This window comes from Gilliamella sp. ESL1225 (assembly GCF_058502635.1).
This window is the reverse complement of record NZ_CP196358.1, coordinates 1,336,127-1,360,307: the sequence shown is the minus strand read 5'-3', so window position 1 is coordinate 1,360,307 and position 24,181 is coordinate 1,336,127. Positions and strand designations below refer to the sequence as shown.

The following is a 24,181-nucleotide window of genomic DNA, read 5'->3' as shown; positions in this document are numbered from 1 at the left end:
GAGAATATAATGAAACAAAATCGTGAACAATTATTAGCAAAATTTCATAATATGATAGCTAACGGTGAGCCGATTATTGGTGGTGGTGCCGGAACAGGATTGTCTGCAAAATGTGAAGAAGCAGGTGGTATTGATTTAATCGTTATTTATAATTCAGGTCGTTATCGTATGGCCGGGCGTGGTTCTTTAGCTGGATTACTCGCTTATGGTAATGCAAATGAAATTGTGATGGATATGGCAAAAGAAGTCTTACCTGTAGTTAGTCATACTCCAGTTTTAGCAGGCGTAAATGGTACCGACCCGTTTTGTCAATTTGATAAGTTTTTAGATGATATTAAAGCTATCGGTTTTAGTGGTGTGCAAAATTTCCCAACGGTTGGCTTAATTGATGGTAATTTTAGAGCGAATCTTGAAGAAACAGGAATGGGATATGCTCTCGAAGTAGAAATGATCCGCAAGGCTCATGAAAAAGGCTTATTAACAACGCCATATGTATTTAGTGAAGAAGATGCCATCGCCATGACCAAAGCTGGTGCCGATATTTTAGTTCCCCATATGGGATTGACCACAGGTGGCAGCATTGGTGCCGAAACAGCATTAAAACTGGCAGACTGCGTACCACTTATTAATCAATGGGCGAAAGCCGCTAAAGCAATCCGCCCAGATATTATTATCTTATGTCATGGTGGACCCATCGCAACCCCAGAAGATGCGGCTTATATTTTAAAACATTGTCCTGATTGTAATGGTTTTTATGGCGCAAGCTCAATGGAACGCTTACCAACAGAAGTGGCATTAAAAGAGACGACTAAACAATTTAAGTCAATTAAGTATTGATATTAAAATTATACTTACATAATAAATAAACTAATTGGGTTGCTTAACTCAAGTTAGCATTTAGCCAACCAAAATGCATTATTCATTAGATATTTTTGGTTGGTTGTTACTTATAAATTTATTCAAAACTAATCACCAAATAGACATTCCATTTTTGTTAAAAGGTGTTAAGAATTTTCACCGATAACAACTAATGTTAGAGAACATTACCACTTACTTCAAATCCATTTGTAACTATCATGGAGTTCTTTGGTTCTTTTCATTTAATTACCATTTTAAAATTTTATATCGTTAAGGTATTATGGTAAACCTATTTAATTATCAATAACTTATTACAAGTGAATTAACTTAAAGTAATAAGTTAAAATATCTAAGGATTATTCTGATGATGTTGGCGTTGATGATTTTCCTTTTAATTGATTAAATATTTATTTATACAAAGAGCCATTCTCTGCTGCTTTTTTATATTAATAATATATTTTTTAGACTTCATTCTGAGACCTAAAAATTATGACCAAATCAAACAAAACTAAACTTAAAAAACAAACTTTAGATAAATTAGCTGAAACATCTATTCTAAATAATGGCAAAATTCTTCAAGATAGCTTTTTATTAAAAAATTTTAGTGTTTTTTTTGTAATTTTCTCGGTGGTATTTTCTATAAATGCTTATGTGTATGAATTTTTTACATCGTTATATTATAGGATTGATATTAATTATATAGCTATAACACCTTCTATCATCTTCAAAAACAATTTTGGTGGTATACCTCTTATTTTTATTTCGATAATATTAATTATGGATTTTTTATACGGGACAAAAAATAGTTTTAAACCTTTCACTATGAAAGATAAATGTACCCTTTCATTTATCATTATTATTGTTTTTGCAATTTGTTCAGTAATTATCTATTTTTTGAAAGGTGAAAACACTCTTTTCGTATTTTTAAAAATGTTATTTTTGGTTTTTCTTGCTCTGTATACCGTGTGTAGTATCTATAAGATGCTATATGCTAAAAATATTTTATTATTTGGTTATTATTTTATACTTTTTATGCTTTTTTATATCACGTTTGCATTTTTTATAAACTTATTGGGAGCAAGTATACATAAAAGTTATCAAACATTTGAATACAATGGGCAAAATTACAGGTTATTAAAAAAATATGACGATATAATAATAGCCAAAAAGATCTCGCAAAATAAGCAAGATGATAGGGAGATGAATACTTTTTCTAACGAAATTCTTTATTTATCAAATTCAAATAATTTAATTATGAAAGAAATAAGAATGGAATAACTAATACCATTTAAAGATAAAATAATAACAAGTTTCATTGTAAATCTCCAAAAAATCTCCTATCATCAAAATTTGCTTTTTTTGTATATATAACCAACATTATTTGAGGTAAAGTTATGAAAAAAAGATCTAAGTTACAATTGTTAGTGATAGGTAGTTTACTGTTTTCCTCGATAAGTTATGCGGCAATAGGTAGTAATTTAACAACAAAAGAGATAGCTCAAAGGGAAAAAGATCTGTTACAGCAAGAATATAAATCCTTTCCGATCCAATTAGATGATTTAACTGCCATTACTGATATTACCTCAAATGCCAAAAACGTGATTTATGATTATGACTTATCGCTTGTTGGTAATAATATTACTTCAAATGAATTAAAAATTGCGCTTATTCCTTCACTAAAAACACAAATCTGTGATGATGATAGATATAAAACGATTTTTAAACAAAATGATTACCGCATTTTATATCGCTATCATTTCACTGATAAAAAAGTTGTTCCTGTCAGTTTATCGATTGATGAAATTTGTCAATAAAGAGATGGATATAAAAGATAAAATAGTATTAAATAAAAAAGGCACAATAAATAATGTGTCTTTTTTATTTGTATTAAAAACTAACAATAATTTGAGGAAAATTATGAAACATCCATCTAAACTAGGTATGATGATAATAAGTGGTTTATTATTTTCGTCGTTTAGTTATGCAACACCAAGTAATACTCTTACAACGAAAGCTATAGCCGCCGAAGGAAAAAAACAACTATTACAAGAATATAAGTCTTTTCCAATTAAATTGGATAATTTATCTACCATTAAAGATATTACATCAGATGATAAAAATGTAATTTATGATTATGATTTGGCTATGATAGGTAATAATATTACTGCCGACGTATTAAAAAAAGGACTTATACCTTCACTTAAATCTCAGGTATGTGGTAATCCTAAATTTGTCGCTGCATTTAGACAAAATGATTTTCGTTTTCTATATCGTTATCATTTTGTTGATAAAAAGACTATACCTATAAGTTTATCAATTGACCAAATTTGTAAATAGACAATTAGCTATAAAAGCGATATCGAGACTAAATAAAAAAGCACCATTATATGCGGTGCTTTTTTATTTTAGTTAATTTGATCGTTAAATAATTAATTTACAACTATTACATCGCTAAATCTGAAAATAAATTCTGGATTTGTTAATTTACCATTTAACGTTAAACTTGATTCACGAACGCAGGTTTCATTATCTGAAAAGAAGTTACCGGAGAATTTGACTTTTTGACCTTTTTTCATCGCAGCAATATCATCAAAAAGATCTGATGAAGGTGTAATTAGTGTTTTGTAAAATAAGTCTGACAAAGAATTGTTCCATGTTTTAATAATGACATCTTTTGCAATTTTAATTTCTAAAATACCATAACCATCTGAATTAGAATCAATTTTATGAATTACACCATACCAATCTTCAACATCGCCTGAAAAATCTAAAATAGAGCAAATATTCTGACTACGAATATTTAATATTTTTCCTTTTTGCATATCGTTGTCGGCGCGTTTTGTTACTTTTATGGCATCTAAAGAAGCATTTATAAAATTACGCTGGTCAGGTGGGACTGGTAAATTTTTTGTATCATCAGTTTCGCCATTACTTGTTAAAAAAATGATAACAACTAATGCAATTACAATAGAAAGTATAACTTTTCGTTTCTTCGACATAGATTTTCCTCAAAAATCCTCAAAAAAGTTGTTAATTCCATAATAAATTATTTATATATAAAAAAGTAATCAGTATAAGATTAACAAGTTTAATAAAAAAAAGAAATATATCATTTGCTGTATTTAATTAATAATAGTTTATCTATAAAAAATTCCGATAATATCAAACCTATTTTCGATGATAAATAACCAACAATAATTAAACAAAAATTTTTTTCCTTAACACTATAAACACAGGCCTTTTAAGTTTAAAAGATACCCATGTTTTATCCTTAAAAATTAAAAACGTTAATAAAATCGATATCTTAATTTTTAACCTATAAATTTTTCCTGATCGATACGGAAAATCTCGATATGAAATATTGTTTTTTCTTTTTTATACTAAATTAAGATTAACAAACAGCCAAAGGTACTAAATTATGAATAATAAAGGATTACCAAAAGATTTTTTATGGGGTGGCGCGGTTGCTGCACATCAACTCGAAGGCGCTTGGGAAGAGGGTGGTAAGGGCATTAGTGTCGCTGATGTGATGACGGTTGGTTCACCTAAAAGTTATCGTAAAATTACTGACGGCATCGTTGATGGACAATATTACCCTAATCATGAGGGCATTGATTTTTATCATCATTATAAAGAAGACATAAAACTGTTTGCTGAAATGGGCTTTAAATGTTTTCGTACATCGATTGCCTGGACACGAATTTTTCCTAATGGGGATGAACTTTGCCCTAACGAAGAGGGATTAAAATTTTATGATGAGTTATTCGATGAATGCTTAAAATATAATATTGAACCCGTTGTGACGTTGTCACATTTTGAATTACCTTATCACTTAGTCACACAATATGGTGGCTTTCGAAATCGCAAATTAATCGATTTTTTTGTTCGGTTTGCGACAGTTTGTTTTGAACGCTATCACACTATAGTTAAATATTGGATGACATTTAACGAAATCAATAATCAAGCTAATTATCATGAAGACTTTGCACCATTTACCAATTCAGGTATCTTTTATAAAGAGGGTGATAATCGTGAAGCAGTGATGTATCAAGCCGCACATTATGAATTAGTGGCAAGTGCTAAAGCCGTGCAAATTGGTCATGCGATTAATCCTAATTTGCATATTGGATGTATGATTGCTTTTGCGCCGATTTATCCAGAATCCTGCAAACCTGCCGATATGATGATGTCGCTTAAAGCGATGGAAATGCGCTATTTTTTTGCTTATGTCCATAGCTTTGGCTGTTACCCGGAATATTTAATGAATTATTGGCAACGAAAACAAATTCATGTAGATATTACCGAGCAAGATCTTGAAGTGTTAAAGCGGGGAACCGTTGATTATATAGGTTTTAGCTATTACATGTCGCTTGCAATTCGTAAACGAGAGGGTAACGATGATTATGAATACAATGAAAAAGACGATTTGATCCGTAATACCTATGTTAAAGCATCGGATTGGGGTTGGCAAATTGATGCGGAAGGATTGCGTTATTCGCTTAATTGGTTAACTGACATGTATCGATTGCCTTTATTTGTTGTTGAAAATGGCTTTGGTGCTTACGACAAAATCGAAAAAGATGGCACAATTCAAGATGATTATCGTATTGAATATTTGCGAGATCATATTAAACAAATGAAACTTGCCATATTACAAGATGGGGTTGAGGTAATAGGTTATACCCCTTGGGGATGTATTGATTTAGTTTCAGCTGGTACCGGCGAAATGGAAAAACGTTATGGTTTTATTTATGTCGATAAAGACAATCAAGGTAATGGCACATTAGCACGAAAACCAAAAGCGTCGTTTGATTGGTATAAAAAAGTTATTTCATCAAATGGTGAAGATTTATAGACAAAGTGAGCTTAAATATAAAATAGGAATAATGATTATGAAAAGAGTATTAATTATTTGTGCAGCTGGCATGTCTTCATCATTAATGGCAAAAAAGGCGACGGATTTTTTTGCTAGTCAAAATAAGCCGATTATGGTTGATGCAGTCTCAGCAGTTGAAGGGAATGAAATGATCAAAAATAGCGATTTTTCATTATTTTTAATTAGCCCACAAACCATGATGATGTTTGATAAATTTAAAAAATTAGGCGAAGAGCAAGGTAAACCTGTCGTGAGTATTCCTTTTCAAGCTTATATACCTATTCAATCTGGAATTGATAAATTAACTAAACTTATCGAGGAAAATATTAATTAACGAGTAAATACAAGGTGAAGTTAAAAATCATCACCTTAAGCTTTGTCATTGTTAAAATTACTATTAACTAATTTTGATTTATGATTTTAACGCATAATGAAAATTAACACATAATAATAGACTCGAGTTTTTTTAAATAGTTTATTTGTAACAATGGCAAGGCTAATTTATTAATTATTACCTTTAGTGATTATAGGTATTACTGATTAATTGTAATATTAATTAAATGTATTAATGGTTGAGAGTGTTGATAATGGCAATTAAACAAAAGCAACGCGAATTAATCAGTTTATTAATTCGTTCAAAAAATAACTTTAAAAGTAGTCTAGAACTTGCTAATTGCTTATCTATATCGGATCGTACTGTCAGAACTTATTTAAATGATTTAAAAATACTGATAAAAACACATGGCGCTATTATCATCAGTAAGCAAGGACAAGGCATTCAATTAATAATTAAAGATAGAACGGCGTTTAATTTATTTTTAATTGATCACCATTTTGAAAGTGAATTTCAAACCCATACTCATTATCGTAATGCACAAGATAGAGAACATTATTTACTCAATGTATTGTTGCTAGCTAATAAGCAAATTAATTTAGAGGATACTGCAGATAGTTTATTTATCAGTTTATCACAATTAAATAAAGATTTAGCGACAATAAAACGTCACTTAAAGTCACATGAATTAATGCTTAAAAAGACGAAATCGTTGATCTCGATTGAGGGCTCTGAAAGTGCTAAAAGGCATTTTATTTTGAGTTATTTTTTTAAACAAGATTCAAGCCAGTTTCTACAACACCTTTCATATTTAAATAAATTTAATCAGGAGATTAATATTGATGTATTAACCATGATTATTTTAGATGCTTGTCGTGAGGCAAAATTAATTTTATCGGACGTGATGATTCAAAATATTGTTTTACATTTATCTTTAGGTATTAAACGTATTCAATTAGGACTCACAATTCAACATTTAGATTTACCGCTTTCTAGTCAGCAATCCATCGAATCACAAGTAGCAAAGACAATTCTTGAGCGAATTGAAAACGTTATTGGTTTTCAATTTCCAAATGAAGAACAATTATATTTAACATTGCATTTAATGAGCAAAGGTAATGATACTCAACGAGATAATAATACTGAGTTGACCGTATCAGTTAGTCAATTACTGATGGAAATACAACAAGAAACCGGCTATCTTTTTTTGAAAGATGAACAATTAAAAAATGGCATCATCCAGCATCTTACGCCAATGCTAGTTAGGTTGTCTCAAAATATCAAACTACGAAATCCCTTGTTAGATGAGATCAAGCAAAACTACCCCGAATTATTAGCCCTAACAAAATTTTATTTTGCAAAGTTACCTGAGCTTTCAAAATGCGAGGTGAGTGATGATGAATGGGGATATTTATCATTACATCTTTTAGCTTCAATCGAAAAATTTAAAAATGAACAAAAAGCGAAAGTGCTGATTATTTGTGCGACCGGACTCGGTAGTGCACAATTATTAAAAAATCGGATAGAAAATGAATTTGATGATCGCATAAAGATTATTGCAACAAAAGGCTATTATGAAACCGATAGCGAAATGCTAAATCAAGCTGATTTTATTATTTCTTCGATTGATCTTTCCTCGCAAGTATTAAAAGTGCCAGTCTTTCATGTATCGGTATTTTTAACGGAACAAGACATTATGCCGATCAGAAATTACCTTTTATCTCGGCAAAATCTTGTATTACCAAAGCGTGATGCTTTTGCAAATGTTATGACACAGGCAAGTGACTTAAATAAAAATCATATTAATCAAATTGTTGATGATTTTACCGCTAATTATTTTTATTGTTGTCATGATGAAAAAATGGAAAAAGATAAGATTTTGCAAAAGTTATTATCCAAGCTTTCTAGTAATGAAGATAGTCATTACAAAAAAGAGATGATTGAACAAATGGCTAATCGTTCAAGTTTAGGTGAAATCTTTTTTAGCCATAGTATTGTCGTACCTCATCCGATTATTCCTGTTGGAAAACTATCTAAAATCGGTATTGCAATTATACCAAAGGGTTTTTATTGGAATGAGGTTTATCCAAATGTAAATTTTGTTTTTATGATTTCGCCATCAATTTACCAAAATAATAATTTATCGATGATGACTAAAGCCATTGTTGCTTTAACCAATAATCTTCCGCTACAAAAAGAAATGTTGAATATTCATGATTTTGTTGAATTTAAATCACTTTTTTTAACGCTTATTGATCAAGGAGTTTAATGATGACCACAAAACTATCTACTGAGGATCTCCAATCGATTGCTTTTACCCTTATCGTCTATAGTGGGGAAGCAAGAACGCAGATCCATTTAGCCTTTAAAGCTATGCAAGAAAATGCTTTTGATAGTGCAAGGCAATATCTTGACACTGCCAATGAAAATATTTTACAAGCTCATCAAACGCAAACCAATTTATTGCAATCTTATGCCAATGGTGAAAAGTTTGATATGGAAATTATTATGGTTCATGCACAAGACCATTTAATGAATACGATGACATTACGCGAGGTTGCTGAGCAAATGCTGTTTTTATATCAAGAAAATAACAAGCTCCATCAATGCTTAATCTCACATAATCTTATGCCTTAAAACGCAATTTTTACTTTTTTTAAGATTTAAGGAGACGGATATGTATAAAAAAATAAGTCTGGATAATCTATATTTTAATCGTTTTTTAGGTATACGTTATGGTATTGCCTTTTTTTTATTTTTAAATCTGTATTGGATGATTTTTCTTCTTGCCTCATTATCTATTGCATCAATATTCCCGATGATTTTAGTTGTTTTAAGTTTATGCGCTGCCTTTGAGCAAATTAAACTGTATCGCTATCATTCCAATAAACTGTTTTATGCACAACTTTTTTATCGCTCATTACTGCTAATTAATGCGTTATTAAGTGTGATCATTTATTCACCATTATTTATCGTTTTCTTCCCTTTTTTAAAAACGGATCCTCGCGTTCTTTATACCTTAACTGTCATTATTATCATCTGTTTTATTGTTGCTGGTTTGATGCTTAAAAAAATTCAGGCAATTAAACATAATAAAGATAAACATTTTATCCGAATACAAGCTTATCAATCGCTTCGTAATTAACCTATTAATTAAGAATGATAAATAAAAGAAGGAGCAACTCATGAATACAGGCTTTCTCATTTTACAAAAATACCTTATGAACCCGATGGCACAAATTTCGCAATTTAAATTTGTCAGAGCGGTTATGGCAGCCGGAATGGCTTCAATTCCTTTTTCCATTGTGGGATCGATGTTTTTGGTCTTTAACAGTTTACCGTTAACCTTTACAGGTCTAACGGGATTTTTTGAAGATACTATTTTTAAATTTAATCATCTTTATATGATTGCAAACACCGCAACAGTTGGCATTTTGGCACTTTATTTTAATATTGCCATGGGATATGAACTGACTCGAATCGAAGCAGAAGAAACCGGGCTAAAAGTTAATGCGTTAAATGGCGCCTTGCTGTCAATGTTTGCATTCATGATGACATTACCGGAGTTAATTATTGAAAATGGCGCGGTTATTTTATTGAATAGTTCCGCTGATAATGTCATTAATGGATTACGTATTGATTCAATGTTATTTAGATTAGGAACATCGGGCATCTTTATCGCCATTATTATGTCGGTCATTGCCACACAATTATATTTTTTATGCGTACGCCGTAACTGGGTAATTAAAATGCCAGAAACCGTCCCTTTAGGGGTATCACGATCTTTTACCGCATTGATTCCGACTTTTGTTATCGCCTTTACAGTCATTATTCTTAATGGCATTTTGGTTTGGCTTGATACGGATATATTTAACGTGATTTCCATTCCGTTTAGTTTTGTCAGGGATTTAACAGATAGCTGGTTAGGGGTGATGGTTATTTTATTTTTAATTCATGCGCTTTGGGTTGTTGGAATTCATGGCGCCAGTATTATCGGTGCATTAATCACACCGTTTATGATGATGAATATGGACAAAAATATTCTTGGCGCACATATTCCTTTTGCAGGTGAATTTAATAATTCACTGGTTATTATGGGTGGCTCTGGTGCGACATTATTAATGACCTTTTTTATTGCATTTTATGCTCGATCGAGTCAATTAAAAATATTAGGTCGAGCCTCAGCTGTGCCTGCTATTTTTAATATTAATGAACCGATTATTTTTGGTATGCCAATTGTTTATAATCCTTATTTAGCTATTCCGTTTTTTTTAGCGCCAATGGCATGCGGTAGCTTATGTTATTTTGCAATCACAACGGGAATTATAAAACCGATTGTGGCATTTATCCCCTGGCCATCACCATTGGGGTTAGGCGCATTTATAAGTACAGGTGGGGATTATAAAGCGATAATTTTAGCCATATTATCTGCACTATTAGCGTTAATTATTTATTTACCGTTTGTCAAATTGTACGACAATAAATTATGTAAAGATGAGCAAGAAGGAGTGCAGGTTGCTTCATAAATAAAAACAATGTCTCGATAGCAGAAGAATTAAATAAGCCTAAAGGCAATTTTGTTAAAATTGCCTTTAAAGAAGGTCTTTAAAAAATGTCATGAGTAAAAAGCTATCTCAAATTATTATCACGCTTTAGTGATAGTTTGACAACGTAAGTGAATGAAAAATAAAAAGCTAATGCATAAAATACGTTGAAAGCTTAATGACTTTGTTCATTAACCGCTTCACTAAATAGCGTCATAAATGGTTTATCGGTACGATTACAAATCCACGCTCCATTAATATAATCAAAATGGTAGCCTTGTTTACGAGTGGCAAGCCAAATTTGAAATAAAGGCTCTTGAGTATTAATGATGATTTTACTGCCATTAACAAAACTGATCGTTATCACATTGCCGTGTGTTTCATAATCAATATCAAGATCGTTATCTTCAGCATAGTTATCAAGATAAATTTCGATTTGCGAAAATAAAGTATCGGTAAGTTGGTTAAATTCGGCATTATTCATAAAGCTAACTCATAAAAATAAATAGAATGTGATCGTATCATATTTACCCTTTATCGACTAGTGATTAACTGTCTTGAGGTTTATATTGCTAATGTTTAATGAAACAAATTATTAATTTAACGCTAGGATTAATTTAGACCTATGATTAATTTTGTTTTTAAAACTCAGCGTGGAGGGCAATAAATATCATTAAATCACCGTCAGTAAAAGAAATCGTTACCTCATCGGTTAACGCTTTATTGCGGCAACTAATAAAACCACCAAATTCTAAAGTCGCATTTGCCAACGGGTAGGCAAAACCTGTAATCGTTAAATCTGTCACTTTCGGCATCGGGATCAGCGAAATAATTTTATCTTTAACATTAAAAAGTGTTTGCTGATTTCGCGCATAAAAAAATTGGCAAAAATTATCATAAAAAACCAAATGACATTGCTGCTGATATTGCTTAGCCACTGATAAATTACCTAAAAAGTGATCACTGGCTTTACCTTGTGCGCCGTAAATAGTCATTTCATTAACACCTTTAGCCATTAAAAAGAGTAATGCTTTTTCAAAATCAGTTTTATTTTGATCGGGCGTATAAATAAGCTGGGTTGCTGGTGTAATTTGGCTGTTTTTTGGCAAGCTATCAAGATCGCCAATAATAAATTCGGGCACAATCGGGGAGTTTTGCAAATAATGATGATAAGCACCGTCAGTGCAGGCTATATAATCATAATCTTGACTATTTTGTGGGTAATCTTGCGGCGCTTCGCCATTAACAAATAATAAGGCTTTTTTAGATTGTGAATTAGATAACATTAGTCATTCTCATTTATTTATTCTTATCTTACTGTTTTGGTAATTAACTTTTAAAAAAGTATTGTAACGTTTGTTTATAATGATAACGAAAAAGCCATAATAATCGCATCTTCAAATGAGCCATCTGAGGCTGGGTAATAATTCTTGCGTACCGTAATTTCATTAAATCCAAGTGAATGATAAAGCTTTATTGCCTGCTGGTTGGATTTGCGGACTTCTAACCAAATCTGATTAATTGGCATTGGCGTTTTGATTAACATGAGATCATCCATCAAAGCTGTTAATAAGGCTTTTGCATGACCTTGCTGCCTAAAATCAGGGTGAATGGCAATATTAAATAAGCTGGCTTCATCGGCAACGATTTGACAAATACAAAAACCAATTAGTTGATCTTGATGCATTATTTTCAAATTGTGGTAACGTTCGCCTTGATTAGAATAAAAGACTTGCTCTGACCATGGATGACTATGACATAGCCTTTCTAATTGAAAAGCGGCTAATAAATCTTGCTGATTAAGAGAGGAAATAATTTTCATATTGACATAATTGTTGCCAAAGTTGCCTTTTTAAATTCGGCATTTTAGCCAGTTCTGTTAGGTTAGTTGTTGCAATAGTGAGTGGCGATTGCCAATTAGCCTCAGGGGTGATCCCGATAAACCAAATTACGCATTCTATCTCGTTTGGCGACATAATAAGCTGATTAGGGGTGAGATGTAATATTTGCTCATGATTAAGATGAATGGCTTTTAAAATATCCGTAAAGATTTTTTCTATCGGTTTAGTTTGGCTAACCACAATTAAGCGAATATGTTTATCAATATTTGCTGCTAATTCACCTTTAAAAGCATGCGCATTACGCAAAATATATTGTGTAATATTACACTGCTTTAAATACCAATCACGTGTTTGCATTATCACCTTATTGATTTTTATTAGAGATCAGAGACGGTTAATTGTATAATTTGCGCAACAATTTATAAAGTTTTTTATCGAGGAATTATGGCAACGTCTGCTTTTACCCCTGCCAGTCAAATATTAGAACGACATGAGGCGTTTTTTACGGATAAGAATGTGCTTATTACCGGCGATATACAAGATTTGTTTCCGGCTCAGCTTAATGCTAAGCAGGTTAATATTTTTTGCACACAATATCATACTTATTTACGTCAAAAACAATCTGCGCCTAATCGACATATTCAATTTGGCTTATTACCGGAACAAGACATGTATCAAGGTATTGATACTTTGATTTATTATTGGTCAAAAACCAAAAGTGAAGCGCAATTTCAATTAAGTTATTTATTGCATAATCTTCGGCTTGGTTGCGATATTTTCATTGTCGGTGAAAATCGATCTGGAATAAAAAGCAGTGAAAAGCTGTTATCTGATTTTGGCGATATCCAAAAAATTGATAGCGCAAGGCGTTGTAGCCTTTATCATTTCCAAGCAGCGATAAAACTTGCTTTTAATTTAAGTGAATGGTGGCAAGAGTATCATTTAACCGTTGATAAGCAAGATATTAACGTTAAAACCTTACCCGGTGTTTTTAGTGCTAAGCAATTAGATCCAGGTAGTTTTCTGTTACTAAATAGTTTATTTGACCACCCTGAGATTGTAAAAGGCAATATTTTAGATGTTGGATGTGGTAGCGGCGTTTTATCGGCAGTATTAGGGAAATGTTTTCATGATATAAACCTTACTCTAACCGATGTGAATAGTGCCGCACTTGCTGCAAGCAAGGCAACGCTTGAATGTAATAAGGTAGACGGGCAGGTAATAGCAAGTGATATTTTTTCGGATATTGATGATAAATATCACTTAATTATTTCAAATCCACCTTTTCATGATGGTAAAGAAACCAGTTATTACGCCGCTGATAATTTAATTAAACATGCTAAAAAACATCTAAAATTAAATGGTCATTTATGTATTGTTGCAAATACATTTTTACCTTATCGAACATTACTCGATGACACATTTAATCGTGTTGAAGTTATTGCAAAAACAACAAAATTTATTGTTTATTTAGCCAGTCATTAAAAATCAAATTGATAGATTAAATCTAAGGTTTGCGAGATACCGGTTGTGGCATCTAAATACAATCTTGGCAATAATCTATATCTTAAGGTAAACGTGGCAATGGCATCAAAAATACCGATGCCATATTTGACTTGTAAATCTGGTAAAATATAGCCACTGACAACAACTTTTGAATTATTACCCGCCCCTAGTGTATCTAAACTAAGATTTTTAATACCAAATAAATTACCAATATCACCGACATATTGACCGCCTTTTGCAGTTCCTAAGCCCACTAAAAGGGCGGTCATCATGTCATTATCACCTTGTTCGCTGGTTTCTAACCCTTGTCCACGTAATAGATAAGATAAGGCTTCTTGCTGTGCCATGGCAGGGTCTGAAAAGATATCAATTTTAGGATCGTCAGCTAAACCCGTTACTCGTAAGCCAGCTGTAACATTATTCTCTATGGCTTCAGGATTGCGAATGGCTTCAATATCTAAACGAGGTTGGTCTGGTGGACCATTAAAGATCAACACCCCTTTGCGGATAATCAAATCTTGACCATAAGCATGAAAACGACCTTTTGGAATTGAAATTTCTCCATTAACAGAGAGGCCTTTAGCATTTTGTAATACTAATAAATTGCCTTTTAAATTCGCTTGTAATCCAAATGCACTTACCTGAACTTTATTGGCTATATTAATTTGAATATGCGTATTGATTTTTAACGGTAAATCTTTGTCCCTAATGACCTGGTAGTTTTTATCTAATACCACTTCGTCGGATGAAATATCGACAATTGAAGGAGGGATCTCTTCAACGGTAATTTTTCCTTTAGGAATATTGACCTTACCTGTGATGTTTAATTCATTATTGGTTGCTTCTATTTTAATATCTGGCGCGACTGAAAGTTCTATCATAGGAGGAAGATGAACTAAAACCGGATCACCTTGCACCAGCATTGAGGCACGCCAGTTGTCTAAATAATTCCAATTCGCTTGACCAATAATATTTATTTCACCTGATTTTGTAATCAATTTACCTCTTAAATTAGAAGATTTACCATTAAAATTTATTTTGAAAAAGATATTTTTAATATCAAATGGTAATAAATTCGTTTTGATTTCACTAGGCTCTAAGCCAATGATTCCATCGATATAAGGGTCTTTTAATGTACCTGATAGTTTTAAATTGCTATCAATAGCGCCATTAACATACTCATTGGCTCCTATCAATGGTTTTAAAAGTGATAATTGTAATTGGTTAATAATTAATTGCCCAGACATGTTTTGTTTATTTTCGGGATCATCAATTTGTACACGACCATTAATTTTACCTAATCCATAAAGACTAATGTCTAAATCAACTTTTGCCAGATTTGGATTGAATTCACTCGTTATTGCAAATTTATCAAATAAGATAGGTAAGGGTTGATTGTTGATTAGTTGTTCTATCTTTAAATCAGGGCTATTTAGAGCCATTTTTAAGGTAGGTAAAATATTGTCTTGATTAAATTGAATATCAATTTTACTATTCACATTACCGCTAATTTGTGTATCACTATCATTAATATAAGGTAATCGCTGTAAAAGGAGATTTTTTAATTGAATGCTGGCAGAACTTCCCGGTTTAATGGTTAGTTTTTTTTCTAAACATAAGCTTGTTTCTTGATTTAACCAACAATGGGCGCCTATGGTTGGAATGTGCTGAATAAAATCATAATTTATCATTAATGGCTTATCTAATTGCCATATGTTTTCTTGCTGATTTAGATTGGCTACATTAATGTATTTATCATCAATAGTCCATTTCGCTTGCGATAGTGTTCCCATCCAGCTTTGTTTAACTTTATCATATTGTCCCGTTAACTGGCTAACCAATGAAATGGGTTTGCCATCAATATTGATAGCAAGCGTATGGTGAGTTTCATTGCCTATTAATGATACACTGGCTTGACGAATAGATAGATCGGGCAGCGAAATTTGTTGCGCGGTTAAGTTAAGATTGCCGTTTATTTGCGGAGAAAAATGGGCATTAGCATCAAAATTTGCGTTATTAATTGCATAATCTTTATATTTTAATGAATGAATAGCAACATTACTTCTAATAATCGGATCTTTTATGTTACCGGTCATTTTTACGTTACCCTGTAACGAGCCTTTTAAGTCATCGAGAAATAAACTTAAATCAGCTAAATTAAGGCTAGTATCAAGATCATTTTTATTGGAGCTGCCTTCCATGACTATATGATTATTTCCCCAATCAAAAGTAAAATGGTGGGCTGCGACATTAAAATCATTATCCATGGCAATTTTACCATCTGATTTAATGTTGGCATGTTTAACATTACCTTGTAACTGTAATTGCGCAAAATCAATAAACCAGCCTTGCTTATCTAAATAGCCATTTATTTCAATATTTCCCATCAATTTGATTGGATAATGAGGAATTTCTTTTGGTAAATTAATGTGATCTAATATAATTTTACTGTTCCATTTTAGGGCAGTTTGCCAATCAATAGACAGATTAGCGTCAATTTTTCCTTGTGGTAGCTCAATAATTGCTTTAGAAAACTGAGCTGATTTACGATTTCCTTTAGCTAGCAGATTAAAATTAATATTAGGGATTTGCTCGCCTAAGATCTCTCCTTTAGTTTGTAATCCATAGTTATCGGTATTACCCGTCACAATAAAACTAAAATTATTTGCTTGATATAATGGTTGTGCATCAAACGGATATTGTAGATGTTTTCCTTTAGCATTAATAAAAACAGGTAAATATTTTTTAATAAAATTGATTCGAGCATCGGCCGTAAATTGATTCAATCCCTCAACGCGTATTTGACCTACAAGTTCACCTAATAATTTACCTTGAGCTTTAACAAAAAGACTATTTTGCGACGTTTTTACCTCAATATTAGCCTGTAAGGGCCAATCATTGCCTAGCGTAATATCACCATTAATGGTAGCGTGACCACTGGCATAAGGGGATATGGCATCAGTATCAAGATTGTTTATTTGAATATAATTATCAATAATATTAGTTTGGATGGTTACCTGATTAAAATGATAATCCTCTCCACCAATATGTAATCGCCAATTATTACCGGTCAAACTTGCCACATTAATATCAAGAGGAATCGATACATTCGGTAAATGCGTTAATAGAGGTTGATTAAATAATTGTTGTAATTGTTGATTAAGTGGAACACTTTCTAAAGACGTATCGACGACTTTGGGGGGTGTATCAACATCGGCAAATACTGCGGTTAAAGAATCCGCATAAGTCGGGTAGATATTAAGTTGATGATTTATCCATTCAGCATCAGTTGTAAAATCACGCATCCCAAAATGCATATCATTGACTTGCACATTGACATGACTTAGATGTGTTTCTTTTAACAAAATCGGTAATGGCATATTGATGACAAAACGTTCGTCAGTTTGTAGTTGTGTCGGTGTCGGTGTTTGTTTCTCATCTTGTGAGGATGAAAAATTATCCGTTTGAATATTAACGTCAATATTATCGGCAGTAAAATTATCAATACAAATTTTAGACGTCAATAAGCATGAAGGTGAAATCCGTAAAGCTGCGTTTTCTACTTTGACTTGTATACCGTTCAAATCTAATAACAAACCGTTAATTTTTAAATTAACTAAGGTCCCGTTAAGAGATTCGATTTTTAATTCCGGCATGACTTTATTCAGAACAAAACGGCTAACAGGAATGCCGAGCGATGTATAAAGCAGGTTACCTAATAAGATTATTATTAAGAATAATAAACAGATAAAAGAATAAATAATCTTTTTCCATTTAGATCGTTTAGTTTTTTTGGGAGGTAACGACGCCGACTTTGATGTGGATGACGCTTTGGTATTTTCGGTCGTCTGATTTTGCGTATTCATATTATAGCTCAACTCCTAAACCTATATATAAATGTAATGAGGGATCGCCATTATTAACGGGTGAGGCGATATCAAGTTTTATAGGACCAATAGGGGATGCCCAGCGAACACCAAATCCCGCACCTGTGTAAAATTTTGAATTATCCACTTTATCAATAGCTTCACCACTATCGACAAATAAGGCACCCCACCAATCACCTTTCACATTGTATTGATATTCAAATGTACCGGTGATTAGTTTAGAGCCACCTTTTAATTTTCCTTTACTATCTTTAGGCGAAATCGATTGATAACTATAACCACGAATACTTCGATCCCCCCCAGCAAAAAAGCGGAAAGACGGGGGAACACGATTAAAATCATCCGCTTGAATAATGCCAAAATTAGCGCGTAAAATAAAACGATGGCTATCAAATAACGTGCGGATCCAACTTTGTTGTGTTTGGAAACGAATCAGATTAATGTCTGATCCTAATTTATCACTGGCAGCTTCAAGCGAATAACGTTGCGAATCACCCCATAATGGGAATAGACTGCCATCAGTTTGCATTCTTGAAAAGTTTAATGATGGATAGTACAGCATGGTTCTATAGCTATAATATCCTTGCGTAAAATTATCATATAAGGCATTAATGCCTAGTGCTTTTTGCCAACCTATTTCACTATCCCAATAGCGCAATATGCCGAAGGTATAAGAATTAGAATACGTGTCTTTATTATCAATTTTTTTGTAACCGGTACGAATCGAATAGTAATTCTCTAAAGGGGATTCTTTTAGCGGAATTTTATAATTCATGGTAATGATTTGTTCGGGAGACGATAGCTCTAAATTACTTTGGAAGCTTTGCCCACGACTATTTATCCAAGGTTTATTCCAACTAATTTTACCATTGACACCATTATCACTCGAATAACCTAAACCCAGATCCATGCTGTTTTTCTTACGTGGTGTTGTAAAGACATCTATCGGTAATACTTTATCATCGCTTAATTGTTTAAAATTAGGTGATACGATTACTGAGTTAAACCAATTGGATGAGGCAAGACGCCTATTATATAAAGAAAGGGCATCTGCTTCAAAATATTGCCCCTCTTTAAAAGGAGCGATATTAAGTAAATAATTATCTCTAATTTGGGTGCGATCAAAATGAATTTTACCAAATTTAAAGCGTTTTCCTGTATCAAAGTCGATATTCCAAATTGCGGCATGATTTGAAGGCGAAACGGCTAATTCATGTTTCGTCATATTTTCATCAAAATAGCCTTTTTGAAGTGATAAACTTTGTAAACTCTTTTTAAACGAAGTATAGGTACCATGATCTAATACTTCGCCAATTTTGGGGAGTTTAGATTTAAGGAGGTTCTGAAAATCTTTATCGTCTTTGCCTTCGCCACTAATATTGACATTGAGTTTTAAAATGCGCACAGGTTCGCCTTCATGCACAATGATTTTTAAAATTTTGGGATTATCTTCGACATATTCAAAAGTGGGTGCATAGTAACCGAGTGCCCTTAATCCTTTTTTGATTTCAGTTTCAAGGTAACTTTTAAAATGGGGTGTATCATCAACTTGATGAGGATCTATCAATGCAAGTCGAGCTTGAACATTGTCTTTTAATTCACCTTTCAAGCCATTAATAGAGAGACTCATCTCGGCATAGCTGAAAGTAGAACAATATAATAAAAATAGGCAAGAAAACCGAATTAACCTAAACAATGCAACCTCGAACTAAAAACGTGATTAAGCTTCAAGTAATTTTACTTGACCAATATAAGGTAAATGCCGGTAATGTTGAGCATAATCAATCCCATAACCAACGACAAATTCATCTGGAATTGAAAATCCAATATATTTTACATCAACAGGTACTTCTCTGCGAGAGGGTTTATCAAGTAATGTGCAAATTTCTATGCTTCGAGGATGACGCAGTTTTAAAATTGCCATCACTTTGCTTAATGTATTTCCGGTATCAATGATATCTTCAATAATTAAAACGTCTTTATTACGGATATCTTCATCTAAATCTTTTAAAATTTTTACATCTCTATTACTTTCGGTCGCATTGCCATAGCTAGAGGCTGTCATAAAATCAACTTCATGACCGACATTAATAGCGCGACTTAAATCAGCCATAAAAATAAATGATCCGCGCAATAATCCCACTAAAATCAACTCATTTTGACTGCGGGCATAATCTTGACTGATTTGGTTACCAAGGCGGGTAATACGATCATGAATTTCTTGCGCAGAAATCATGGGTTCTAACGTGTGTTTTTTCATTAAATAGGCTCAAATACGAGTTTTTATAACAGGCGGTGATTCTATCAATTTTTAACTTTAAAAAAAATAGTTATCTAAATAATTGTTAGGATTGATTATATAAAATAATAACTGTTTTATTTAATGAAGAAAAAACACAAATAAATTAAAATAATAAGTCTATTTAGTTAATAAATATTACTTAGGCAGTATAGTATATTAATAGTGAAATGATTGATAAATTTATTTTAATTTGCTTTGTTTAATTTCTTGTCGACGTCGTCGAAAAAAAGAACTTAATAATTGACTTGCTTGTTGCTCTAAAATTCCACGTGTAATTAGGGGATAATGATTAATATTTTCTAAGCTAAATATATCAATAAACGATCCCATTGCGCCGGTTTTATAATCGCGAGCTGCAAAAACAACGCGTTTAATGCGTGCATGAATAATGGCACCAGCACACATCAAGCAAGGCTCTAATGTGACATATAAGGTACTATTAATTAACCGATAATTTTGCCGAGTTTGCCCAGCTTGTTCAATTGCCATAATTTCGGCATGAGCAGTTGGATTATGATTGCAGATTGATTGATTCCAACCTTCGCCAATAATTTGTCGATTTTCATCTATCAATACTGCACCAACGGGGATCTCATTTATCGTTTCAGCTTTTAATGCGAGATTGAGTGCATACTCCATCCAATATTCATCAATTTGCTGTTGATTTTCGGTCAAATTAAGCCTCTTTATCGAATTTGATCAAAGATTCTGTAAATTTAATACATCTGTCATTTCGTATAGTCCGGCAGGCTTATTATTTAGCCATATCGCGGCTCGTACAGCTCCTTTAGCAAATGTCATGCGACTTGACGCCTTATGAGTGATTTCGATACGTTCGCCAATATCAGCAAAAATGGCCGTATGTTCGCCAATAATATCCCCCGCACGCAGGGTTGCGAAACCAATGGCGCCTTTAGGTCTTTCACCTGTATGTCCTTCACGGCAATAAATGGCTTTTTCGTTTAAATCAACATTTAAGGCTTTAGCAATCGATTCCCCCATAGCTAAAGCTGTTCCAGATGGTGCATCCACTTTATGACGGTGATGAGCTTCAAGAATTTCGATATCGGTATAATCGCCCATTACGGTTGCGGTTTTTTCAAGTAATTTCAGCATTAAATTAACACCAACACTAAAATTAGCAGAAAAAACGATGGCGATTTGTTTAGCGGCTTGCGTAATTGCTTTTTTACCTTCATCAGTAAAGCCCGTTGTACCTATAACCATTTTTTTATTATGAGTGAGGCAAAATTGTAAATGATCAAGCGTACCTTCGGGGCGGGTAAAATCGATTAATATATCAAATTCGTCTTTTGCCTTAGTTAAGTCGTCAGAAATCTTAACGCCACAAGAACCCACACCAGCAACTTCACCAGCATCACAACCGATTAACGACGATCCACGTCGTTCAAAAGCAGCACCTAAAACAGCCTTATCATTTTCGCTGATTGCTTGAATTAATTGCTGACCCATTTTACCACCTGCGCCTACAACAGCTAATCGAATCATAGTAAACTCATCCTTTCATGCATAAAACCGTTATTATATCGACAACAGGCTTAGCTGCATAGGTAGATGAATTAAATTCATCACATAATATGATTGTTTGAAAGGCAATAAGATATAAATAATGGGGATAGAGAAAGATTTATAACCTTATAATGCAATCTAAGCGGATTTAAATCAGTTGTCATTGATTTGTTATAGATTTGTTATTGAGGTAAAAAAATAACGCGTAATACAATAATCATCGTAATAAAAAAGCGATATCTTCATATCGCTATTAAAAAATAAGTTAGCATCCGCGCTATTTATGGTTGGAATTTTAATTTATATGAATAATCAATGATTTCTAACTTTTGCTTATTTAGTTTCTTAAAGAAAAAATCAAGGTCTAAATAAAGAGTGGGCAGACTTTTTATTTAGTAAATTTAGTCTATCATTATGTTTCTTAAAAAGGAAGTTATTAAAGTATTTTTTTATATCTTTTAAAGATTTTTTTAATTCATTTTGAGTTAAAAACTAATAAAATAGGGTGTTAGATTGGGTTTTATTCTTTTTTTAATTATTTTCTTTCTGTTTATTTTTGTTTCTAAATAAAAATATAATACAAAAAACTTTTTGATTTTTGTAATAACTACTTTTTTCTTAGATAGATCATACCAATCAATTGACTTTATTCATAAGAAGCAAATGACTAACTCTTTAATAGTGATTTAATATATACTATAAACTGTTTAATTATTGTTTTTATCGTGAATTCATTATTTTCACGTGAATTTGTTACTTTTAGGTTAATTTCTGTCATTTACTCAACTGGCTTTAATTCCAGAATTAATAAAAGCTATCAACGATCAGCATTATACTGAGCCTACACCCATTCAACAGCAAGCTATTCCCGAAATTTTAGCTGGGCATGATTTATTAGCGAGTGCACAAACAGGTACGGGTAAAACGGCAGCTTTTTCTTTACCCATTTTACACAAATGGCAACGTTTTAATGAGAAATTAAACGAGAAAGACAAAGCAAACTCACGATTAAAAAAAGGGAAAAAACCGTTATTTGCCTTGATATTGGCACCAACGCGAGAATTAGCTGCGCAAATTGATGAAAATATACGACAATATAGCCAATACTTACCGATTAAGCAGTTAGTGGCATTTGGTGGTGTGAGTATTAATCCGCAAATGATGAAATTGCGGGGTGGGGTGGATATTTTGGTTGCAACACCTGGGCGTTTATTAGATTTGGTGCAAAAAAATGCCGTTGATTTAGCAACTGTTGAAGTATTTGTATTAGATGAAGCCGATAGAATGTTAGATATGGGCTTTATTCATGATATTAGACGTATTATTACAAAGTTGCCTAAAAAACGGCAAAATTTATTATTTTCAGCGACTTTTTCTGAACCCATTAAAGCATTGGCACAATCTTTTTTATCGTCACCAACGATTATTAGTGTGGCGAAAGCAAATAGTACCTCAAGCAAAATTAGCCAATTTATGCATTTTGTTGATAAAAAGCGCAAAAGGGAGCTACTTTCTTATTTAATTGGTCATCATCAGTGGCAGCAGGTTTTAATTTTTACGCGAACTAAATACGGCGCTAATCATTTAGCTGATCAGCTCAATAAAGATGGTATTAAAGCTGCCGCTATTCATGGCAATAAAAGTCAAGGTGCGCGAACTCGTGCATTACATGATTTTAAAAATGGACAAATTCGCGCACTGGTCGCAACTGATATTGCAGCAAGAGGCTTAGATATCGAATTTTTACCGCAAGTTATAAATTATGAACTTCCGCAAGTGGCAGAAGATTATGTGCATCGAATTGGGCGTACGGGTCGCGCTGAAAATAACGGACAGGCGATTTCGCTTGTTTGTATAGATGAGCGTCCATTATTAACGGCGATTGAAAAATTAATAAAAGATAAGATCCCCGAAATGAGCACACAAGGGTTTGCAGTCGATCCTGCGATTAAAGCAACAAGCACTAAATTAGTTAAAACTAAATTAGCAAAAACACCGGCAAGAACTCAAGGATCATCACCTTATAAAAAAACATCGGGTAATAAAAATCATCATTTTAATTCATCACGCTCTGCTAAAAAAACACAAGCATCGAGTTGATTTAGGGTTCAATTTTAAATAAACAAAAGGATACTATTATGGTAAATCGCAGTCGACGTTTACGAAAAAAACTACATATTAATGAATTTAAAGAATTAGGTTTTGCCGTTAATTGGTCATTTGCAGATGGCACAAATACACAAACTATTGATGATGTTGTTGATCAGTTTATTCGTGAAGTTATTGTGCCAAATGGCTTGGCTTATGAAGGCAGTGGTTTTCTTCATTGGCAAGGTTTAGTTTGTACGCAAAAATTAGGCAACTGTACTGACGAAAATCGTATCGAAGTCCAAAATTGGTTAGAAAAACAGGGTTTGACGAATATTAAAGTGAGTCCATTAATCGATATTTGGTGGGATGATATTGACTTTTAATTGACGTTTTAATCAATTTCAATTGAATC

Annotated in this window: 23 protein-coding genes; 13 read left to right on the top strand and 10 right to left on the bottom strand. The window is 32.6% G+C overall.

Translation table 11 applies throughout. The features are described 5' to 3' along the window. The first annotated feature begins 9 nt into the window (after positions 1–9). The 4 genes from ACSYSW_RS06175 to ACSYSW_RS06160 all read left to right on the top strand — a co-directional run bounded on the left by ACSYSW_RS06175 (position 10) and on the right by ACSYSW_RS06160 (position 3,195). Positions 10–837 (top strand): phosphoenolpyruvate hydrolase family protein, encoded by an 828-nt coding sequence (locus tag ACSYSW_RS06175; RefSeq protein WP_491705893.1) that lies wholly within the window; start codon positions 10–12, stop codon positions 835–837. A gap of 510 nt (positions 838–1,347) precedes the next feature. Then, a complete protein-coding gene (locus ACSYSW_RS06170) occupies positions 1,348–2,136 on the top strand; it encodes a hypothetical protein (RefSeq protein ID WP_491705894.1) in 789 nt (262 codons plus the stop codon). Positions 2,137–2,252: 116 nt separating this feature from the next. Then, positions 2,253–2,672 carry a hypothetical protein gene (locus ACSYSW_RS06165; RefSeq protein WP_491705895.1) on the top strand — a complete coding sequence of 140 codons (420 nt, stop codon included), beginning with the start codon at positions 2,253–2,255 and terminating at the stop codon, positions 2,670–2,672. Between the two features lie 103 nt (positions 2,673–2,775). Beyond that, the gene (locus ACSYSW_RS06160; RefSeq protein ID WP_491705896.1) at positions 2,776–3,195 is read left to right on the top strand and encodes a hypothetical protein; all 420 of its coding nucleotides are present in this window, start codon (positions 2,776–2,778) and stop codon (positions 3,193–3,195) included. Between the two features lie 92 nt (positions 3,196–3,287). Here the strand turns inward: ACSYSW_RS06160 and ACSYSW_RS06155 are convergent, their stop codons facing one another. Then, entirely contained in the window at positions 3,288–3,857 is a 570-nt protein-coding gene (locus ACSYSW_RS06155; RefSeq protein WP_491705897.1) for a hypothetical protein, read from the bottom strand. Positions 3,858–4,276: 419 nt separating this feature from the next. Here ACSYSW_RS06155 and ACSYSW_RS06150 point away from each other — a divergent pair, with 419 nt between their 5' ends. From ACSYSW_RS06150 to celB, 6 genes are all read left to right on the top strand, one after another. Then, entirely contained in the window at positions 4,277–5,713 is a 1,437-nt protein-coding gene (locus tag ACSYSW_RS06150) for a 6-phospho-beta-glucosidase (RefSeq protein ID WP_491705898.1), read from the top strand. A 37-nt stretch (positions 5,714–5,750) separates the two neighbouring features. Then, on the top strand, positions 5,751–6,068 hold the full coding sequence (locus tag ACSYSW_RS06145; RefSeq protein WP_491705899.1) for a PTS cellobiose transporter subunit IIB: 318 nt from the start codon (positions 5,751–5,753) through the stop codon (positions 6,066–6,068). 253 nt (positions 6,069–6,321) lie between these two features. After that, positions 6,322–8,337 carry a BglG family transcription antiterminator gene (locus ACSYSW_RS06140; RefSeq protein WP_491705900.1) on the top strand — a complete coding sequence of 672 codons (2,016 nt, stop codon included), beginning with the start codon at positions 6,322–6,324 and terminating at the stop codon, positions 8,335–8,337. Positions 8,338–8,339: 2 nt separating this feature from the next. Then, a complete protein-coding gene (locus tag ACSYSW_RS06135) occupies positions 8,340–8,705 on the top strand; it encodes a PTS lactose/cellobiose transporter subunit IIA (RefSeq protein WP_491706073.1) in 366 nt (121 codons plus the stop codon). Positions 8,706–8,745: 40 nt separating this feature from the next. Beyond that, entirely contained in the window at positions 8,746–9,213 is a 468-nt protein-coding gene (locus ACSYSW_RS06130; RefSeq protein WP_491705901.1) for a hypothetical protein, read from the top strand. Between the two features lie 40 nt (positions 9,214–9,253). Beyond that, positions 9,254–10,594, top strand: a complete 1,341-nt coding sequence (gene celB, locus ACSYSW_RS06125) for a PTS cellobiose transporter subunit IIC (protein ID WP_491705902.1) — start codon at positions 9,254–9,256, stop codon at positions 10,592–10,594. Positions 10,595–10,787: 193 nt separating this feature from the next. On the opposite strand, the gene cyaY is transcribed toward celB, so the two are convergent. The 4 genes from cyaY to ACSYSW_RS06105 form a co-directional block, all read right to left on the bottom strand. Further along, positions 10,788–11,096, bottom strand: coding sequence for an iron donor protein CyaY (gene cyaY / locus ACSYSW_RS06120; protein WP_491705903.1), 309 nt, complete (start codon positions 11,094–11,096; stop codon positions 10,788–10,790). Positions 11,097–11,253: 157 nt separating this feature from the next. Then, positions 11,254–11,898: a thiamine diphosphokinase gene (locus ACSYSW_RS06115; protein WP_491705904.1), complete on the bottom strand. Its 645-nt coding sequence runs from the start codon at positions 11,896–11,898 to the stop codon at positions 11,254–11,256. A gap of 74 nt (positions 11,899–11,972) precedes the next feature. Then, on the bottom strand, positions 11,973–12,434 hold the full coding sequence (gene rimI, locus ACSYSW_RS06110) for a ribosomal protein S18-alanine N-acetyltransferase (RefSeq protein WP_491705905.1): 462 nt from the start codon (positions 12,432–12,434) through the stop codon (positions 11,973–11,975). Continuing rightward, entirely contained in the window at positions 12,412–12,810 is a 399-nt protein-coding gene (locus ACSYSW_RS06105; RefSeq protein WP_491705906.1) for a DNA polymerase III subunit psi, read from the bottom strand. The genes rimI and ACSYSW_RS06105 overlap by 23 nt, the downstream gene beginning before the upstream one ends. Before the next feature lie 87 nt (positions 12,811–12,897). On the opposite strand from ACSYSW_RS06105, the gene rsmC reads away from it, so the two are divergent. Next, the gene (gene rsmC, locus ACSYSW_RS06100) at positions 12,898–13,938 is read left to right on the top strand and encodes a 16S rRNA (guanine(1207)-N(2))-methyltransferase RsmC (protein WP_491705907.1); all 1,041 of its coding nucleotides are present in this window, start codon (positions 12,898–12,900) and stop codon (positions 13,936–13,938) included. Here the strand turns inward: rsmC and tamB are convergent. The 5 genes from tamB to dapB form a co-directional block, all read right to left on the bottom strand. After that, complete coding sequence (gene tamB / locus ACSYSW_RS06095; RefSeq protein WP_491705908.1) at positions 13,935–17,825, bottom strand: autotransporter assembly complex protein TamB; 3,891 nt, start codon at positions 17,823–17,825, stop codon at positions 13,935–13,937. The two genes, rsmC and tamB, sit on opposite strands and share 4 nt — an antisense overlap. Before the next feature lies 1 nt (position 17,826). Further along, positions 17,827–19,476: an autotransporter assembly complex protein TamA gene (tamA, locus tag ACSYSW_RS06090; RefSeq protein ID WP_491706182.1), complete on the bottom strand. Its 1,650-nt coding sequence runs from the start codon at positions 19,474–19,476 to the stop codon at positions 17,827–17,829. A 90-nt stretch (positions 19,477–19,566) separates the two neighbouring features. Beyond that, positions 19,567–20,106 (bottom strand): hypoxanthine phosphoribosyltransferase, encoded by a 540-nt coding sequence (gene hpt / locus ACSYSW_RS06085; RefSeq protein WP_491705910.1) that lies wholly within the window; start codon positions 20,104–20,106, stop codon positions 19,567–19,569. A 222-nt stretch (positions 20,107–20,328) separates the two neighbouring features. Further along, positions 20,329–20,823, bottom strand: coding sequence for a tRNA adenosine(34) deaminase TadA (tadA, locus tag ACSYSW_RS06080; protein ID WP_491705911.1), 495 nt, complete (start codon positions 20,821–20,823; stop codon positions 20,329–20,331). 24 nt (positions 20,824–20,847) lie between these two features. Beyond that, complete coding sequence (gene dapB, locus ACSYSW_RS06075) at positions 20,848–21,657, bottom strand: 4-hydroxy-tetrahydrodipicolinate reductase (protein WP_491705912.1); 810 nt, start codon at positions 21,655–21,657, stop codon at positions 20,848–20,850. A gap of 792 nt (positions 21,658–22,449) precedes the next feature. Here dapB and ACSYSW_RS06070 point away from each other — a divergent pair. Both ACSYSW_RS06070 and ACSYSW_RS06065 read left to right on the top strand, forming a co-directional pair. After that, the gene (locus tag ACSYSW_RS06070; RefSeq protein WP_491706074.1) at positions 22,450–23,778 is read left to right on the top strand and encodes a DEAD/DEAH box helicase; all 1,329 of its coding nucleotides are present in this window, start codon (positions 22,450–22,452) and stop codon (positions 23,776–23,778) included. 35 nt (positions 23,779–23,813) lie between these two features. Continuing rightward, positions 23,814–24,152, top strand: coding sequence for a YggL family protein (locus ACSYSW_RS06065; RefSeq protein ID WP_491706075.1), 339 nt, complete (start codon positions 23,814–23,816; stop codon positions 24,150–24,152). Positions 24,153–24,181 lie beyond the last annotated feature (29 nt).

Bases quoted from the DNA above. Each gene is read 5' to 3' on its own strand.
- ACSYSW_RS06150 (WP_491705898.1), top strand. From the start codon at position 4,277: ATGAATAATAAAGGATTACCAAAAGATTTTTTATGGGGTGGCGCGGTT.
- ACSYSW_RS06165 (WP_491705895.1), top strand. From the start codon at position 2,253: ATGAAAAAAAGATCTAAGTTACAATTGTTAGTGATAGGTAGTTTACTG.
- cyaY (WP_491705903.1), bottom strand. From the start codon at position 11,096: ATGAATAATGCCGAATTTAACCAACTTACCGATACTTTATTTTCGCAA.
- ACSYSW_RS06145 (WP_491705899.1), top strand. From the start codon at position 5,751: ATGAAAAGAGTATTAATTATTTGTGCAGCTGGCATGTCTTCATCATTA.
- ACSYSW_RS06105 (WP_491705906.1), bottom strand. From the start codon at position 12,810: ATGCAAACACGTGATTGGTATTTAAAGCAGTGTAATATTACACAATAT.
- rsmC (WP_491705907.1), top strand. From the start codon at position 12,898: ATGGCAACGTCTGCTTTTACCCCTGCCAGTCAAATATTAGAACGACAT.
- ACSYSW_RS06135 (WP_491706073.1), top strand. From the start codon at position 8,340: ATGACCACAAAACTATCTACTGAGGATCTCCAATCGATTGCTTTTACC.
- rimI (WP_491705905.1), bottom strand. From the start codon at position 12,434: ATGAAAATTATTTCCTCTCTTAATCAGCAAGATTTATTAGCCGCTTTT.
- tamA (WP_491706182.1), bottom strand. From the start codon at position 19,476: ATGAGTCTCTCTATTAATGGCTTGAAAGGTGAATTAAAAGACAATGTT.
- ACSYSW_RS06130 (WP_491705901.1), top strand. From the start codon at position 8,746: ATGTATAAAAAAATAAGTCTGGATAATCTATATTTTAATCGTTTTTTA.
- celB (WP_491705902.1), top strand. From the start codon at position 9,254: ATGAATACAGGCTTTCTCATTTTACAAAAATACCTTATGAACCCGATG.
- ACSYSW_RS06160 (WP_491705896.1), top strand. From the start codon at position 2,776: ATGAAACATCCATCTAAACTAGGTATGATGATAATAAGTGGTTTATTA.
- ACSYSW_RS06170 (WP_491705894.1), top strand. From the start codon at position 1,348: ATGACCAAATCAAACAAAACTAAACTTAAAAAACAAACTTTAGATAAA.
- ACSYSW_RS06175 (WP_491705893.1), top strand. From the start codon at position 10: ATGAAACAAAATCGTGAACAATTATTAGCAAAATTTCATAATATGATA.
- dapB (WP_491705912.1), bottom strand. From the start codon at position 21,657: ATGATTCGATTAGCTGTTGTAGGCGCAGGTGGTAAAATGGGTCAGCAA.
- ACSYSW_RS06155 (WP_491705897.1), bottom strand. From the start codon at position 3,857: ATGTCGAAGAAACGAAAAGTTATACTTTCTATTGTAATTGCATTAGTT.
- hpt (WP_491705910.1), bottom strand. From the start codon at position 20,106: ATGAAAAAACACACGTTAGAACCCATGATTTCTGCGCAAGAAATTCAT.
- tamB (WP_491705908.1), bottom strand. From the start codon at position 17,825: ATGAATACGCAAAATCAGACGACCGAAAATACCAAAGCGTCATCCACA.
- ACSYSW_RS06140 (WP_491705900.1), top strand. From the start codon at position 6,322: ATGGCAATTAAACAAAAGCAACGCGAATTAATCAGTTTATTAATTCGT.
- ACSYSW_RS06115 (WP_491705904.1), bottom strand. From the start codon at position 11,898: ATGTTATCTAATTCACAATCTAAAAAAGCCTTATTATTTGTTAATGGC.